We start from the raw sequence: 14,783 nt of genomic DNA, 5'->3' as shown, positions 1-14,783 counted from the left end.
CACGAGCTCCCGGGGGAACTTCCCGCGACCGCCGCACCACGTCTCGACGGCGGAGGTGGCGGGCTGCTTCCGTACCGCCGCAGTCAGGTCAGTGCCCACTCCGGGCGCAGGACGACGCCTGCCCGGTCCGCTTCCGGGAGCCTGGCCAGCAGGTCGGCGATCCGGCCGTGGCCGGGGAGGTCGGCGTCCGGTTCGATGTCCAGCCAGGGGATCAGCACGCTCGCGCGGTCGGGGGTACCCGGATGCGGCAGCAGCAGCTCCGGATCGTCCGACGTCACGCCGGGCACTGTCACTATGTCGACATCCAACGTGCGTGGTCCCCAGCGCAGTTCGCGGACCCGGCCGGCGGCATGTTCGGCGGACTGGGCGGTACGCAGCCAGGCCCAGTGGTCGCGGGACGGGTCGTCGACGACGCAGACCGCGTTCAGGAAGTCCGGCTGGTCCTCCACACCCCACGGCTTCGTCTCGTAGACCCCGGACACCGCGACCAGGGCCGGACGCACCGCGTCGATCGCGGTACGCAGGTGGCCGAGCCGGTCGCCGAGGTTCGAGCCCAGCGAAAGGACCGCGCGGCTCACCGTTCGCGCCGGACGGTGACCGCGACGTCGTCGAACGTCAGCGGGATCGGGGCGGACGGCTTGTGCACGGTGACCTCCACGGCGCTCAGCCGCTGGTCGCCGAGCACCTCGTCGGCGATCCGGCCCGCGACGCTCTCGATCAGATCACGGGGCTCTCCTGCGACGATCCCGGCGGCCAGCTCGGCCAGTTCGCCGTAGTGCAGGGTTTCGCCGAGATCGTCCGACGCCGCAGCCGGGCCCAGATCGAGCCACACCGTGACGTCCACGACGAATTCCTGCCCGTCACGCTTCTCGTGCTCGAACACACCGTGCCGGCCGAACACCCGCAGTCCGGTGAGCGTGATCCGGTCAGCCATCGGCCCTCCCGCGCTGCCAGGCCGCGGCGACCGCCACGGCGTCGAGTGATGCGCCCACCTCGTGCACCCGCACTCCCCACGCGCCGGCCGCGGCGGCCAGCGTGGACACTGCCGCGGTCGCCACCTCCCGGCCGTCCGGCGGTCGCGGCTCGTCGTCCTTTCCGGACAGCAGACGGCCGAGGAAGCGTTTGCGCGAAGCACCCACGAGCACCGGAAAACCCAGAGAAAGCAGGGAACCGAGTCCCTGCAGCAGGGCCCAGTCGTGCTCCGCGCGCTTGGCGAAGCCCAGCCCGGGATCGAGCACCAGCGCACTCTCCTCGACGCCCGCGGCGAGCGCGGCGTCCACCCGGGACAACAGCTCGTCCCGCACCTCGGCGACCACATCGGTGTAGCCGGCGAGTGCGTTCATGTCCTTGCTGTGCCCCCGCCAGTGCATGAGCACCCACGGTGCCTTCGACGCGGCGGCCACCCGCGCCATGTCCGGATCGGCGAGCCCGCCCGAAACGTCGTTGATCACCCGCGCCCCGGCCTCGAGCGCGGACTCCGCGACGGTGGCACGGGTGGTGTCCACTGACAGCGCCATGCCTTCGGACGCCAGCTGCCGGATCACCGGGAGCACCCGCGCGGCCTCGATGTCCGCCTCCACCCGCGCCGCGCCGGGCCGCGTCGACTCACCGCCGACGTCGATCAGGTCCGCCCCGCGCCGCCACATCTCGCGCGCATGCTCCAGCGCCTGGTCGAGGTCGACGTAACGACCGCCGTCGGAGAACGAATCCGGCGTCACGTTGAGCACGCCCACCACCGCGCACCGGTCCGGACGCGGGATCACCGGCTGCTCCGGATCAGGTTCAGCGCCTCCGCCCGCGACGAAGCCGACGTGCGCAACAGCCCGCGAACGGCCGAGGTGGTGGTGCGCGACCCCGGCTTGCGGATTCCGCGCATCGACATGCACAGATGCTCGGCCTCGATGACCACGATCACCCCGCGCGGCTCCAGCCTGCGCACCAGCGCGTCCGCGACCTGCGACGTCAGCCGCTCCTGCACCTGCGGCCGCTTGGCGTAGAGGTCGACGAGCCGGGCGAGCTTCGACAACCCGGTGACCTTGCCGTCGGAATTGGGGATGTAGCCGATGTGCGCCGCGCCGTGGAAGGACAGCAGGTGGTGTTCGCAGTTGTGCGTCAGGTGCCCGCCGATCAGGAAGGTCGGATGCGGCTCGCACTTGAAGCTGTACACAGTGGACGGCTCGGCGATCAGCACGACCGAACGCACCTCGACGTACTCGGATTCGGCCAAGCCAGTCGCAAGCGCCTGCGGGAAGCCGTGTTTGCGGTACCAGCCGCCGGACACGTCGCCACCGCGCGCACCGACGGCGGCCGGGCGCCTGCTCAGCTGCCGCAGCGGAGTCCACTCGATGAGCGAGCCCGTTACGTCCGCGGCTTCCTGCCAGCCCTTCGGCGTGGCGAGCGGGTGATCCGGTGTCACCCGGAAACTGCCGGCCGAAGTGGTGACTTCGACCAGCGCAGGAGTCCGATGGGAGCTGATCCGGGTGACCGTGGTCTCCTCGACCTGTCCGCCGGCCAGCGTCCACAGCCGATCCCCCACCTCGATGCTGCCGGCCGGGACATCGCCGCCGACCGCGTTGACGGTCTGCCCGCCGGGCACGCACGTCGAGTACATCGGGATGTCGGTGACGAGCACGAGTTCCTCGTGCGATTCGTCGAACGTCCGCGCCAGCACCTCGTCCGGATCGGTGTAGAGGCCGGCGAACATTTCCCGGTAAGCGCGAGCGACCCGGGCCGGGGTGTCCTGGAGACCGTCCCGACCCGGGTCCTCACCGCAGGCGAGCAGTAGCTCGCGGATGGCGTGCTCCGCCCGGTCCTGGTCGAAGACCGGGCGGACGCCGTCGTTACTGCCTGTTGTCCGGTCCGTCCACGTCACGCCGCTGCTGCCCCTCGTCCGGCTGCTGGCCGTTCGCGCCGTCGGCGAACCAGCCCTGCTCACGCGGACGGTCCTCGGCGGGACGCCACGGCTGCTGACCACCCGGGGACGTCGCCGGAGTCCAGCCGGGAGGAGCCCCGTAGTTCGGCGGACCGCTCTGCGCACCACCCGGACCACCCTGCTGGTAGCCGCCCGCCGGACCGCCCGGCTGCTGCCCACCATACGACTGCGGCCAGCGGCCGCTGCCGTTCGACCCACCGTTCGGGCGACCGCCGTTCTGCGGCGGGGCGTACGGGTTGGCGTTGGGGTCGGGAGCCGGGTACGGCGGACCGCCGGGCAGCTCGCCGCCGCCGGGCGCGGTGGCGACCGGGGTCGGCGCCGGCTGCAGCACCGGCTTCTCCTTCTCCGGCGGCGGCCAGGGCTCGCCACGCTCCATCGCCAGCTCACCCGGGGTCTTCACCGGTGGCTTGTCCGACGGGGTGCGCTCCCCGAACTCGTTGAAGACGGTGATGTGCGGGCGCTTCTCGACGGTCGCGAAGATCCGCTCGAGGTCCTTGCGCTGCAGCGTCTCCTTGTCCAGCACTTCCAGGACCAGGTTGTCCAGCACGTCGCGGTAGGTGTTGAGCACGTGCCACGCCTCGGTGTGCGCGGTCTCGATGAGCTTGCGCACCTCCTCGTCGATTTCGTGCGCCACCTCGAGCGAGTAGTCGGCCTGCCGTCCCGCGGACCGGCCGAGGAACGGGTCGCCCTGCTCTTGGCCGTACTTGACCGCACCCAGCCGCGCGCTCATGCCGTACTCGGTGACCATCGCGCGGGCGATCTTGGTGGCCTGCTCGATGTCCGAGGACGCGCCGGTGGTCGGCTCGTGGAACACCAGTTCCTCGGCCGTGCGGCCACCCATCGCGAAGACCAGCCTGCCGATCATCTCCGACCGGGTCATCAGCTGCTTGTCGTCCTCGGGCACCAGCAGGGCGTGCCCGCCGGTACGGCCGCGCGGCAGGATGGTCAGCTTGTACACCGGTTCGATGTCCGGCATCGCCCACGCGGCGAGCGCGTGCCCGCCCTCGTGGTAGGCGGTGATCTTCTTCTCCTTCTCGGAGATGATCCGGCTCTTGCGCGCCGGACCGCCGACCACCCGGTCGACCGACTCCTCCAGCGCGGCGTCGGAGATCACGTGCCCGTTCTGCCGGGCGGTGAGCAACGCGGCCTCGTTGAGCACGTTGGCCAGGTCGGCACCGGACATGCCGACGGTGCGCTTGGCGAGCCCGCTCAGGTCGGTGCCCTGCGCGATCGGCTTGCCCTTCGCGTGCACCTCGAGGATCGCCTTGCGGCCACGCAGGTCCGGTGCGGACACCGGGATCTGCCGGTCGAACCGGCCGGGACGCAGCAGCGCCGGGTCCAGGATGTCCGGCCGGTTGGTGGCCGCGATCAGGATGATGCCGCCGCGGGCGTCGAAGCCGTCCATCTCGACGAGCAGCTGGTTCAGCGTCTGCTCACGCTCGTCGTGGCCACCGCCGAGGCCGGCGCCGCGCTGGCGGCCGACCGCGTCGATCTCGTCGACGAAGATGATGCACGGTGCGTTCTGCTTGGCCTGCTCGAACAGGTCACGCACCCGGGAGGCACCCACACCGACGAACATCTCGACGAAGTCGGAGCCGGAGATCGTGTAGAACGGCACTCCCGCCTCGCCGGCGACGGCACGCGCGAGCAGCGTCTTACCGGTACCCGGTGGGCCGTAGAGCAGCACGCCCTTCGGGATCTTCGCGCCGAGCGCCTGGTAGCGCGCCGGGTTCTGCAGGAAGTCCTTGATCTCGTACAGCTCTTCGACTGCCTCGTCGGCACCCGCGACGTCCCCGAAGGTGGTCTTCGGCATGTCCTTGTTCAGCTGCTTGGCCTTGGACTTGCCGAAGTTGAGGACGCGGTTCCCGCCACCCTGCGCGTTGTTCATCATCCACATCAGCAGACCCAGCACCAGCGCCAGCGGGATGGCGAAGATCAGGATCTGGGTGAACAGCGACTGCTGGGTCACCTTGGTGGTGAGCTTGATCGGCTGGCCGTCGACCTTCGCGTTGGTCAGCGCGGTGTAGATGGAGCTCGTGGCGTCCGCCGGGTACTGCGCGATGATCTGGTCGGTCTGGGTGCCGTCGACATCGACCTTCTGGGTGAGCTGCAGCTTGAGCTGCTGCTCCTTGTCCTCGAGGCTGGCTTCCTTGATGTGCCCCTGGGCGATCTGCTGGTTCGCCACCGAGATGGGAGCCTGCGTGTAGCCACGATCGCTGTCGAAGATCGTGTTGTAGGCGAACAACGCCAGCAACCCCGCGACGATCCACAGCAGTGGGTTCCTGAGCACGCTCTTCCGGTTCATACGACTCGGCCTTTGCGGCCTCGACCCTCCCTGGTTGGGCGGCTCCTGTGATACCCGCCATCGCGATCTTGACCCGGGGTGCCGCCAGGCACCCTTCCCACCAGGGTACCGTCCGGCCGGGCGATGGGCCCTGGTGAGCCTCTCGCAGGTCAACGGCCGATCCCGCGTGAGGGTTCCCGGACCCGGGCAGTCAGCGGGTGCTGTCCGCCACGGACGAGACCATCTCACCCAGCCGCGTCCGCAGTGTCTTCGGGTCCGCGGGGGCCACGGTCACCCACTCCCTGCCGTCCGTTCCGGCCCGTGACAAGCTCAAATACCGTCCGGTGGCGGTGTCGAACCAGCCCAGTACCCGGGACCGCTGCCGGGAGCCGAGCTGGGTGCGGCTGTTCGCTGCGAGCTGACCGCCGCGCAGCCGCGGCTGGCCGGCGATCAGCCCGTAGGTCTCCCGCGGGTCGACCGTGGCGCGCTCGCTGAGTGACTGCCGTCTCGCCCGGCGGCCCTTCTCCTCGGCCTCGCCCGCACCGCCCGCGGCCACCGGCACCCGGATCGGCCGGGTGTGCAGTGCCTCGTCCAGCGGCAGGGTGACCGACGCCTCGGTGCCGCGCCTGCCTGCCGGCAGCAGGTTCACGACCGCGGAGACCAGCCCGTCGGCCGGGGTCTCGCGCAGCCAGATGCCGTCCGCGTCCTGGATCGCGAGCACGCCGGTGCGCTCGTCACCCGCCGCGAGCAGGCCGACCGGATGGGCCTCGAACTCCGGGATGTGCAGCCCGTCGATCGTGACCGGGGCCCGCGCGAGCAGGCCGAGCCAGTCGTCCAGCCGCGGTTCCACGCGACCGCGCGCGTCGCGCAGGTCGCGTGCCTTCAGCTCGGCGTCGATCCGGTGCCGCAGCGACACCCGCTCGTCCTGGGTGTCCCCGTGCGAACGGACCCGCAGCGGGTACGGCAGCTCGCCCAGCTCCATCGACTCCCACAGGAAGTCGAACGCCATCGGCGAGAAGAACTCCTGGTGCATCCGGTGCTGCTCACCCTCCAGAATCGGTCCGCGGCCAGCGTAGCGCGGGCCGCCGCGCCGCGGTCAGAACGCGGCGGCGCTCGACTGGTCGGCGGCTCCGGCCAGCATCTCACCGAGCCGGTGCCGCAGCGTCGGCGCGTCGGCCGGGGCGATGGTGATCCAGTCCCGGCCGTCCCGGCCGCGGCTGGCCTGTGTGAAGTACCGGCCGGTCTCGGTGTCGAACCAGCTGAGCACCGGCGAACGGCTGCGCCCGCCGAGCCGGTTGCGCGCGTTCGCGCCGATCTGCCCGCCCCGCAGCCGCTGCTGGGCGTGCAGCCGGGCGAGTGCCTTGCGGTCCTCGTCCACGCTCGCCCGGCCAGCCGCGTCGACCTGGTTGCCGCGACGCTGCATGAAGTCCACCCCGGAGGCGCTCACCAGCTGCTCCAGCGGCACGGTGATCGACTTCTCGCTGCCGCGCGGCGCACCGGGCAGCAGGGAAATGACGGCGGTGGCCAGCCCGTCCGGCGGGCACGGGTTCAGATGCAGCCCGCGCTGGTCCTGCACCGCGAACAGGCCCTGGTCCCCGAGCCGCGCGGCGACCGCGAGCAGCGGCTCGCCGTTCGGGTCGAGCAACTGCACGGTGTCCAGGCTCGTGTCGGGCGAGGCGAGAATGCCGAAGTAGTCCTCGACGTGCGGCTCCGGCCGGCCGCGATGATCGGCCAGACCACGCTCGGCCAGCCCGGCGAGCACGCGGGCGCGCAACCCGGCGCGCTCGTCCATCGTCGCGCCGTGCGAAGGGATGCGCAGCGGATAGGGCAGCTCACCCACCGCGGCCGACTCCCACAGGAAGTCCACCTCCAGCGGCGTGAGCAGCTCCGCGTTCGGCATCGGCCAACCCCCTACCCCGAGTGTTCACGGACAACCGCGGGCGCGTGGCCGATCGGCCACGCGCCCGCGGGGTGAAGCATCAGTCTTCCTCGTCCTCCGACCACGCCCCGATGACCGGGGGCGGGGTGGCCTCGCTGGCACCGAACGCGTCGTCCGGGTCCGGTTCGATGAGGAACGAGGCATGCGTGTGCTCCTCGTCCTCGGAACCCTGGCCACCGTGCGCGCCCATGCCGCCACCCATGCCGCCCATCGCCGGGCTCATGCCCTGCTGGCCCTGGCCGATGGTGCCACCGGCGGGAACGACGCCCTGCTGCTGCGGCATCGCCGAAGCGGCGCTCTGCCCGCTCTGCTGCTCCGAGGAGGCCGCGGTGCTGTCGTCCTTGCGCGACGACCCGCTGCGGCTGCCCTGCCCGAGCTTGCCGCCGGCGAGCCCGGCTCCACCGGCCACACCGAGACCGAGCGCGGCACCGCCACCGCCGCCACCACCGGACGAGGCCGCGGGGGCCGGCGCGGCCGGAGCCGGCGCGGGACCGCCCGCACCCGCTCCTGCCCCGGGCGCGAGACCGCCGTCGAAGCCGGAAGTGCCGTAGGTGCCCGAATCCGGCGCCACGTGCACGGGCGCGCTGTGCGCGCCCGGCGCGCCGGCTCCGCCGACCGCCGCGCCGCCGAGCGCCGCCGCACCGGCGAGGCCGTGTCCGGCACCCGGGTGCGAAACCGCGTTGACGGAGTTGAACGAGTTGCCGTTGGTGTGCGTCGCGGTCGGCTTCATGCCGAGCGAATCGGGGCCGAAGCTCGGTGTGGAGCCGTCGACGTCGCTCATCGCCTCGGTGTAGGCGTTGAAGAACGCGACCTGCTGGGCCTTGACGTCGTCGGCCGCGTCGGCCTGCGCCTTCTGGTCCGCGGCCAGTGCGGCGGGCCCGCCCGCGAGAGCGGCGGACATCGCCTGCTTCGGATCGAAGTCACGCGGTGCCGGCATCTTCTTGACCTCGGCGGCCGCGGTGGCCTGCCTTGCCATCCGGTCGGCCATGGTGTGCGCGGCGTCCGAGGCCTGGGTGCCGGAGTTGGCGATCGAGACGAGCGCGCCCTGCGCACTCGCCGCGCCCTCGCCGACCCACGCGTTGCCGAGTTCGGCGATCGCGTTGTACAGGTCGTCGGACGTGCGCTTCAGCTCGCCGCCGTGCTTGGTCCAGTGCTGCCCGGTCGCCTCGGCGGTGCCCGGATCGTTGTCGTTCACCGCGCCGTTGTAGAGCTGCTGGCTGGCCTGGGAGTTCCAGTTCGGCGGGTTGCCGATCGCGCGGTCACCGCCCATCTCGAAGCCGCCGGAGCCGCTGCGCGCGGCGTCCACGATGCCCTGCGACGAGTTGCTGCCCAGCGGGACGGCCGACCCGGACGCCGGGGGCGCGTAGCCGCCCTGCTGCCCGTAGCCGGAACCGTCCATCCCGGTGGTGCCTTGATTGGGTGCCATGACTTGCTGATCCCCCTAGGACGTCAGGCGTTACGGAACGGGTCGGCCGAGGACTGGTCGATCTCGTGGTATCGGGCCATCGCCTGGACGATGCCCTCTTCGGCGGCCTGGTACTGGCCGAGCAGGTTCTGCAGCGCGGAGGAGTAGGAGTCGCCACCGCCGTCGGCGCGCTGCACGAACTTCGCCGCCATCGCGTTGCCGACCGGGTTGTTGCCGAGCTTCGGCGGCTGGGCGAGGACGCCCGAGCTGTTCAGCAGGGCCTCGACCGCGTCCTTGCCGGTGCGGATCTTGTTCAGCACGGTGTGCGCCGCGTCGGGATCGATCCCGACCTGGCCGTTCGCAGCCGCGCTCCTGAACGCGTTGGCGTCGCCCATCTGCCCTCTCTCCGTTCCCCCGCGCGAGTCGGCAACCCGCCCGCATGGCAATAGGTCTTCGCATAGGTTAACGCACCTGGTCGCGACCTATGACGCGATCGACGAGATCAGAGTTCCGCATCCGGCGTGATCGCCGCAACACTTTCTTCAGGACGTGTAGACGTGCGGGTCCAGCGTGCCGATGTAGGGCAGGTCCCGGTAGCGCTCGGCGTAGTCGAGGCCGTAGCCGACCACGAACTCGTTCGGGATGTCGAAGCCGATGTAGCGGACCGGCACGTCGACCTTGACCGCCTCCGGCTTGCGCAGCAGTGACACCACCTCGAGCGAGGCCGGGTTCCGACTCGCCAGGTTCTTCAGCAGCCACGAGAGTGTGAGCCCGGAATCGACGATGTCCTCGACGATCAGCACGTCGCGGCCCGCGATGTCGCGGTCGAGGTCCTTGAGGATGCGCACCACGCCCGAGGACGAGGTCGAGGACCCGTACGACGACACGGCCATGAACTCCAGCTGCGAGGGCAGTTCGAGTGCCCGTGCGAAGTCGGTCATGAACATGACCGCGCCCTTGAGGACCCCGACCAGGATGAGGTCGCCCTGGCCGTGGTCCGGATGATCGGCGGCGATCTTGGCCGCCAGCTCCGCGATCTTGTCCTTGATCTGCTGCTCGGTGATGAGCACGGAGGCGATCTCGCCCTCGTACACGAGTCATTCCCCTCGGGTGGTGGGTTCGGGTTCGGGTCCGGCAAGCGAGAGCCTGCCACGGCACCGGCGTGCCTCCAAGTTGCCCGGCAGCCACACGCCGCCCTGGCCGCGCCAGCGGGCCACCAGCGCGTCGACCGAACGCAGGTGCGCGTCGGTCAGCTCCCGGACGCCGGACTCCAGCAGCCACCTGCGGAGAACCCGCCTGCGCAGTGCCGCAGGCTCGGTCGCGAGGACGGCCGTGTCCAGCTCTCCGGCCTCCTTCGCGCGCTCGTGCACCAGCGCGGCCAGTGTGTCCAACGCCTCGGTGTCGTCGCGCAATTGGGCGGCGGTGCGGGCGAGCGCGGGCGCGACTCCGCCGGCCAGCACTTCTTCCAGCAACGGAAGCACTTCGCTGCGTAACCGGACGCGCGTGAAACGCGGATCCTCGTTGTGCGGGTCCTGCCACGGCTGTACGCCGAGTTCGGCGCAGGCCTCCCGGGTCTGCGCGCGCGTGATGCCCAGCAGCGGCCTTCCCCACGGCGGATCGTGCGGACGCATCCCGGCGAGCGACCGTGGCCCGGAACCGCGCCCGAGACCGAGCAGCACCGTCTCCGCCTGATCGTCGAGGGTGTGGCCGAGCAGTACGAGCCCTTCGCCGCCGGAGAGTGCTTCGCGGAGCGCGCGGTACCTCGCCGTGCGCGCGGCTGCTTCAGGACCACCTTTGCCCGTGACATCGACAGCGTGCACCTCAGCCCGCTCTACGCCCAGCTTCCGCACCACAGCAGCAGCTTCGGCCGCGACGTCTGCGGAGCCTTCCTGGAGACCGTGGTCGACCACGAGCGCGCGCGTGTGAAAGCCATGGCGACGAGCGACGTACGCGGCAGCTTCGGCCAACGCCACCGAATCCGCGCCACCGGACACTGCGACGCACACTTCGCCGGGCAAGTCGACGGCGGTGAGGTAGTCACGGACCGCTGTGCGGACCGCGGCGAGCGCGCTCACCCGTGCAGACGCCGTACCCAGGTCGCGGGGTCCGCGATCTCCGCCCGGGTCGGCAGCGTGTTCGGCGACCGCCAGACCGCGTTGAACCCGGCCATGCCGACTGCGTCCACCACATGCCGGGTGAATTTCGCGCCTTCCTCGTACTGGCGGATCTTCGCGTCGAGCCCGAGCAGGGCACGCAGCAGCCGGTCGAACAGGCCGCCACCGCGGCGGCGGGCGCTGAACTTCGCGCGGATCTGCTCGACGCTGGGCACCACCTGCGGGCCCACCGCGTCCATCACGTAGTCGGCGTGCCCTTCCAACAGCGTGGACAACGCCAGCAGCCGGTCGAACACCGCACGTTCCTTCGGCGACTGCAGCAGCTCGGCGATCCCGGCGCCCTTGCCACGCTGCTTGACCGCGTCGGTGAGCCGGCCGAACAGCTCGGTCAGGCCCTCGTCGGACTGCCCGGCGATGCCGGAGACCAGCCGCTCGACCTCGTCGGCGAAGTAGTCCCGCAGCCACGGCACGGCGGTGAACTGCAGCCGGTGCGTGCATTCGTGCAGGCAGACCCAGAGCCGGAAATCCTTGTCCGGCACCTTCATCGCGCGCTCCGCGGCGACCACGTTCGGTGCGACGAGCAGCAGCTCACCCCGGTTTTCCGGACCGCCGAACGGGTCGTACTGGCCGAGCACGCGGGAGGCGAGGAAGGACAGCACCACGCCGGTCTGCACGCCGGCGCCGGAGGCCAGGATCGGGCCGAGCGGCCCACCCTGAGCTGCGGGCAGCGCGCGGCCGGTCAGCGCGCCGAGCCCGGACGCGGCGGAACGCACCCAGCCCGGTCGGTCCACCACCGTGCCGGGAAGCAGCGGCAGGTCCTGGCCCAGCCCAGTCAGTTCGCGGACGTGGCCCTCGGCCTCGGCGGTCAGCTCCCGCAGGTCGGTGACCGCGCGCTCGGCCTCGTCGCGCGCGATCCGCGGACCGCCGCGCACGAGCGCCGCGCCGGTGCCGGCCGCGCGGTCCCAGTCGACCATCGGACGGTACCGGGTCTCGGTTTCCTGGCTCACCTTCCCGACGCTACCTGCCGTTGCGGTCACTGACAGCCGCAGTTGCGCAATGTCGTGGCGAGCACGTCGAGCGCGGCCTGTCCGGGATCCTTGTCCGACCCGTTGGACATGAACGCGAACGCGAGCACGCGGTTGTCCTTGTCCAGCACGTAGCCGGCGAGGGTGTTGACGCCGGTGAGCGTGCCGGTCTTGGCCCGCACCCAGCCCTTGCCCGCGGCCGACTGGCCCGAGCCGTACCGGCCGGCGAGCGTGCCAGCCGGGCTGCCCGCCACCGGGAGACCGGCGAGCAGCGGACGCAGCTTGGGCGTGTTCTCGTTCTTGCCGTCCGGCCCCGCGGCGGCGGCGAGCACCTGGGTGAGCAGCCGTGCGGGCACCTTGTTCATGTTGGACAGCCCGCTGGTATCGAACAGCTGCAATCCGCTGACGTCGAACCCGTGGTCGCCGAGCACCTTCTTCACCGCGGCAGCCGCGCCGTCGAACGAAGCTTCGCCGCCGGTGGCGATCGCGACCTGCCGGCCGAGCGCGTCGGCGAGCACGTTGTCGGAAATCTGCAGCAGCGCGTACGCGAGCTCCGGCAGCGGCGCCGACTGGACCTGGCCGAGCACCTTCGCACCGGCGGGCGCCTTGGTCACCCCGCCCGCGTTCCCGCCGAGCTTCTGCGCCAGGAGCTGGGTGATCGAGGTGGCCGGGTTGCCCGAGCGCGGCGTCTCGTCGACCTTCGGGTTGCCGCGGCCGCCGTCGGTCATCACCGGCACGATCGGCGCGCCGTACGTCGACGGCGCGTCACCGGCCTCCCAGCCCTTCGCGGTGACCGGGCCGCTGTACGCGCTGACGTCGACCTGCACGCTGCTGACGTTGCCGGCAGCCTTCTTCACCTGCGTGACGAGGTCGTCCACGTGTGCCGCACCCGGGTACAGCGGGGAGTCGGTGCCCTGCGGCAACGCGGTCAGCGTGGGATCGCCACCGCCGACGAGAACGACCGTGCCGGGCTGGTCACCCTGCACGACCTTCGTGGTCAGCCGCTTCGTCGGATCCATCGAGAGCAACGCGGCCGCGACGGTAAGGATCTTCGTCGTCGACGCGGGCGTCAGGGCTGTGTTCGACGCGTGGTCCCACAGCACACTGCCGCTCGACGGGTCGATCACGCTGCCGGTCAGCTGCGACAGCGCCGGGGCGCCGGCGGGGCCGGCCAGCGCGGACGCGACGCCGGCCGGCGACGCACCCGGACCCGAGGTGTCCGGACCGTGCAGCGCGAGGCTCACGTCCGCCGGATCGGGCTCGGATCCCTTGGGCGCGTTGGGCGCCCAAGGGAGGCCCAGCTGGTTGGCCACCTTCGGCATTGCCGAAGCGACGCCCGCCGCGGCGAGCACCAGCACCGCGACGATCCCGACGACCAACAGCTTGCGTCGCCGCTTCGGGCGGCCCCCGTCGGCAGGCGCGGCGGGCGGGAACCCGTCCGGCGGCCGCGGGATACCGACGGTCGCCTCACTGGCGAACTGCTCCGGCTCGCTCTCGGCCGGACGCTGCCCGGCGAACGCCGCCTCCTGGTGTCCGGGCTGCTGTTCCGGCCACCCGGCCGGCTGCTGTTCCGGCCGGTTCGCGGGCTGCTGTTCCGGCCGGCTCCCGGGTTTGGGCGGCGGCTGCTGTGCCGACGGCGGACGCGGGATACCGACCGTCGCCTCGGCCGGGAACTGCCCCCCGGACGGCTCGATCCGCATCGGCCGCGCAGGTCCACCGGACGCCGGCGGCACGCTGCCCCGCGGCGGCTCCGGCAGGACCGGTACCTCGAGCTGCTGCGACCACGCCCCGCCCCGCCCCTGGGGCACGTCCCGGCGCTGCTCGCCGGGGTTACGCGATCCGGCGGCCTCGGGGTGGCGGGAGTAGTTGTCCTCTGACCGGTCTCCGGGATTGCGAAGCCGGCTTTCCTCGGACCGGGCCTCGGGACTGCGGGACTGGTTGTCACCTGGCCGGGCCCCGGGATTGCGGAGCTGGGCATCCTCGCGGCCGCGGGACTGGCTTTCCTCGGACCGGGCCTCGGGGCTGCGGGACTGGTTCTCCGGCGGCGTCGAACCGGACTCGGCGCGGAACGCCGTCCAGCCCTCCCCGGCAGGCGGGGAGGACTGTGCTTCACGGGGCGTCACCGGGCGGAAGGCCGCCCAGCCCTGTCCACTCTGTCCACCCTGTCCGCTGTCCGGCGCCGGACCGGCCGCGGGCGATTCGTCCCGGAACGCGGAGAACTGCTCCCCCTGCGACGGCTGCGACGGCTGCGACTGCGGTGACTGCGCGGGGGGCCGTTGCTGGCCGGGCCGGCTTTCCTGCCCAGCCGGCGGGGCAGGACGACGCGCAGGCTGGAATGCCGGGCCGGATCGTTCGGACGTACCGCGCGAAGGCTGCCCCGGACGTTCCACCGGCACCCACGGGACCTGCTGGACCTGCTCGCCGCGCGACTGCTGTTCCCCGCGCGATTCGGGCCGCCGCGGCTCGTCCTGACGGGGCTGGTCCTGACGGGGCTCGTCCTGACGTGCCTCCGGCCGTTCCCGCGCTTCCGGCCGCTGAGCCTGCGCGGCCGGCGATTCGGGCCGCCACTGGACCTGCGAAGCCTGCTCGCCACGCGATTCGGGACGCGGCTGCTGTTCCGCACGCGCCCCCGCCTGCTCCCGCCGCTGAGACCCCTGCTCACCGGACGACTCCGGCCGCCACTGGACCTGCTGGGTCCGCTCGCCACCCGGTTCTTCCCGCGACTGCTCGGCCTGCTGCCCACCCTGCGGCGGCCAGGACGGCGCCGACCCGGCGGGTTCGGCCGGCGCGTTGACCCCGGGCACCGGTTCCGGCGGAACGTTCGGCCGGAACCACGAACCGGGCCCGTCACCGGGTGTGACGTTCGGCACGGCGAGCCGGTCGGTGGTGCCCGAGTTCCGCTTCGGCAGCGGCAACCCGGCGGTCGCCTCTTCGCCACGGGACGAGGCGTCCTCGTCACCCGTGGGCCACCTCGGCTGGTCGTTGTCCGGCACCCACCACTCCTTCTCACCTGCCCCGCGAAGGGGCCAAGCTCACATGCCGCCTGGCCGACATCGGCGCGACCGGCCGGCGGGGTGTAGTCCA

Annotated in this window: 12 protein-coding genes and 2 pseudogenes; all 14 read right to left on the bottom strand. The window is 71.9% G+C overall.

Translation table 11 applies throughout. The features are described 5' to 3' along the window. Nucleotides 1-83: 83 nt before the first annotated feature. The gene (gene folK / locus BJY18_RS26060; RefSeq protein WP_184782575.1) at nt 84-578 is read right to left on the bottom strand and encodes a 2-amino-4-hydroxy-6-hydroxymethyldihydropteridine diphosphokinase; all 495 of its coding nucleotides are present in this window, start codon (nt 576-578) and stop codon (nt 84-86) included. After that, nucleotides 575-934 carry a dihydroneopterin aldolase gene (folB, locus tag BJY18_RS26055; RefSeq protein WP_184782574.1) on the bottom strand — a complete coding sequence of 120 codons (360 nt, stop codon included), beginning with the start codon at nt 932-934 and terminating at the stop codon, nt 575-577. Before folB ends, folK begins: the two co-directional genes overlap by 4 nt. Then, nucleotides 927-1,763, bottom strand: coding sequence for a dihydropteroate synthase (gene folP / locus BJY18_RS26050; RefSeq protein WP_446680351.1), 837 nt, complete (start codon nt 1,761-1,763; stop codon nt 927-929). The genes folB and folP overlap by 8 nt, the downstream gene beginning before the upstream one ends. Continuing rightward, nucleotides 1,760-2,104, bottom strand: a pseudogene (folE, locus tag BJY18_RS26045) (GTP cyclohydrolase I); the annotation flags it as partial. The pseudogene folE and the gene folP, both read right to left, overlap by 4 nt. Before the next feature lie 492 nt (nt 2,105-2,596). Further along, nucleotides 2,597-2,872 (bottom strand): annotated as a pseudogene (locus tag BJY18_RS26040) (GTP cyclohydrolase I); the annotation flags it as partial. Beyond that, nucleotides 2,841-5,237 carry an ATP-dependent zinc metalloprotease FtsH gene (gene ftsH / locus BJY18_RS26035; RefSeq protein WP_184782573.1) on the bottom strand — a complete coding sequence of 799 codons (2,397 nt, stop codon included), beginning with the start codon at nt 5,235-5,237 and terminating at the stop codon, nt 2,841-2,843. The gene ftsH and the pseudogene BJY18_RS26040, both read right to left, overlap by 32 nt. Nucleotides 5,238-5,427: 190 nt before the next feature. Continuing rightward, the gene (locus BJY18_RS26030; protein WP_184782572.1) at nt 5,428-6,249 is read right to left on the bottom strand and encodes an ESX secretion-associated protein EspG; all 822 of its coding nucleotides are present in this window, start codon (nt 6,247-6,249) and stop codon (nt 5,428-5,430) included. A gap of 63 nt (nt 6,250-6,312) precedes the next feature. Next, nucleotides 6,313-7,116, bottom strand: coding sequence for an ESX secretion-associated protein EspG (locus BJY18_RS26025; RefSeq protein ID WP_184782571.1), 804 nt, complete (start codon nt 7,114-7,116; stop codon nt 6,313-6,315). Between the two features lie 79 nt (nt 7,117-7,195). Then, nucleotides 7,196-8,554 carry a WXG100 family type VII secretion target gene (locus BJY18_RS26020; protein ID WP_184784845.1) on the bottom strand — a complete coding sequence of 453 codons (1,359 nt, stop codon included), beginning with the start codon at nt 8,552-8,554 and terminating at the stop codon, nt 7,196-7,198. A 50-nt stretch (nt 8,555-8,604) separates the two neighbouring features. Beyond that, complete coding sequence (locus tag BJY18_RS26015; protein WP_184782570.1) at nt 8,605-8,955, bottom strand: hypothetical protein; 351 nt, start codon at nt 8,953-8,955, stop codon at nt 8,605-8,607. Between the two features lie 147 nt (nt 8,956-9,102). Further along, a complete protein-coding gene (gene hpt, locus BJY18_RS26010; RefSeq protein ID WP_184782569.1) occupies nt 9,103-9,654 on the bottom strand; it encodes a hypoxanthine phosphoribosyltransferase in 552 nt (183 codons plus the stop codon). Between the two features lie 3 nt (nt 9,655-9,657). Further along, a complete protein-coding gene (gene tilS / locus BJY18_RS26005; protein ID WP_312873961.1) occupies nt 9,658-10,635 on the bottom strand; it encodes a tRNA lysidine(34) synthetase TilS in 978 nt (325 codons plus the stop codon). Further along, the gene (locus tag BJY18_RS26000; protein WP_184784842.1) at nt 10,632-11,648 is read right to left on the bottom strand and encodes an Rv3626c family coenzyme F420 biosynthesis-associated protein; all 1,017 of its coding nucleotides are present in this window, start codon (nt 11,646-11,648) and stop codon (nt 10,632-10,634) included. The genes tilS and BJY18_RS26000 overlap by 4 nt, the downstream gene beginning before the upstream one ends. 59 nt (nt 11,649-11,707) lie before the next feature. Then, a complete protein-coding gene (gene dacB / locus BJY18_RS37825; RefSeq protein ID WP_312873960.1) occupies nt 11,708-14,692 on the bottom strand; it encodes a D-alanyl-D-alanine carboxypeptidase/D-alanyl-D-alanine endopeptidase in 2,985 nt (994 codons plus the stop codon). Between the last annotated feature and the right edge of the window lie 91 nt (nt 14,693-14,783).

Origin of the sequence: Amycolatopsis jiangsuensis (assembly GCF_014204865.1) — a bacterium.
In the GTDB taxonomy this organism is placed as follows: domain Bacteria; phylum Actinomycetota; class Actinomycetes; order Mycobacteriales; family Pseudonocardiaceae; genus Amycolatopsis; species Amycolatopsis jiangsuensis.
This window is presented reverse-complemented; position numbering and strand designations above follow the sequence as displayed.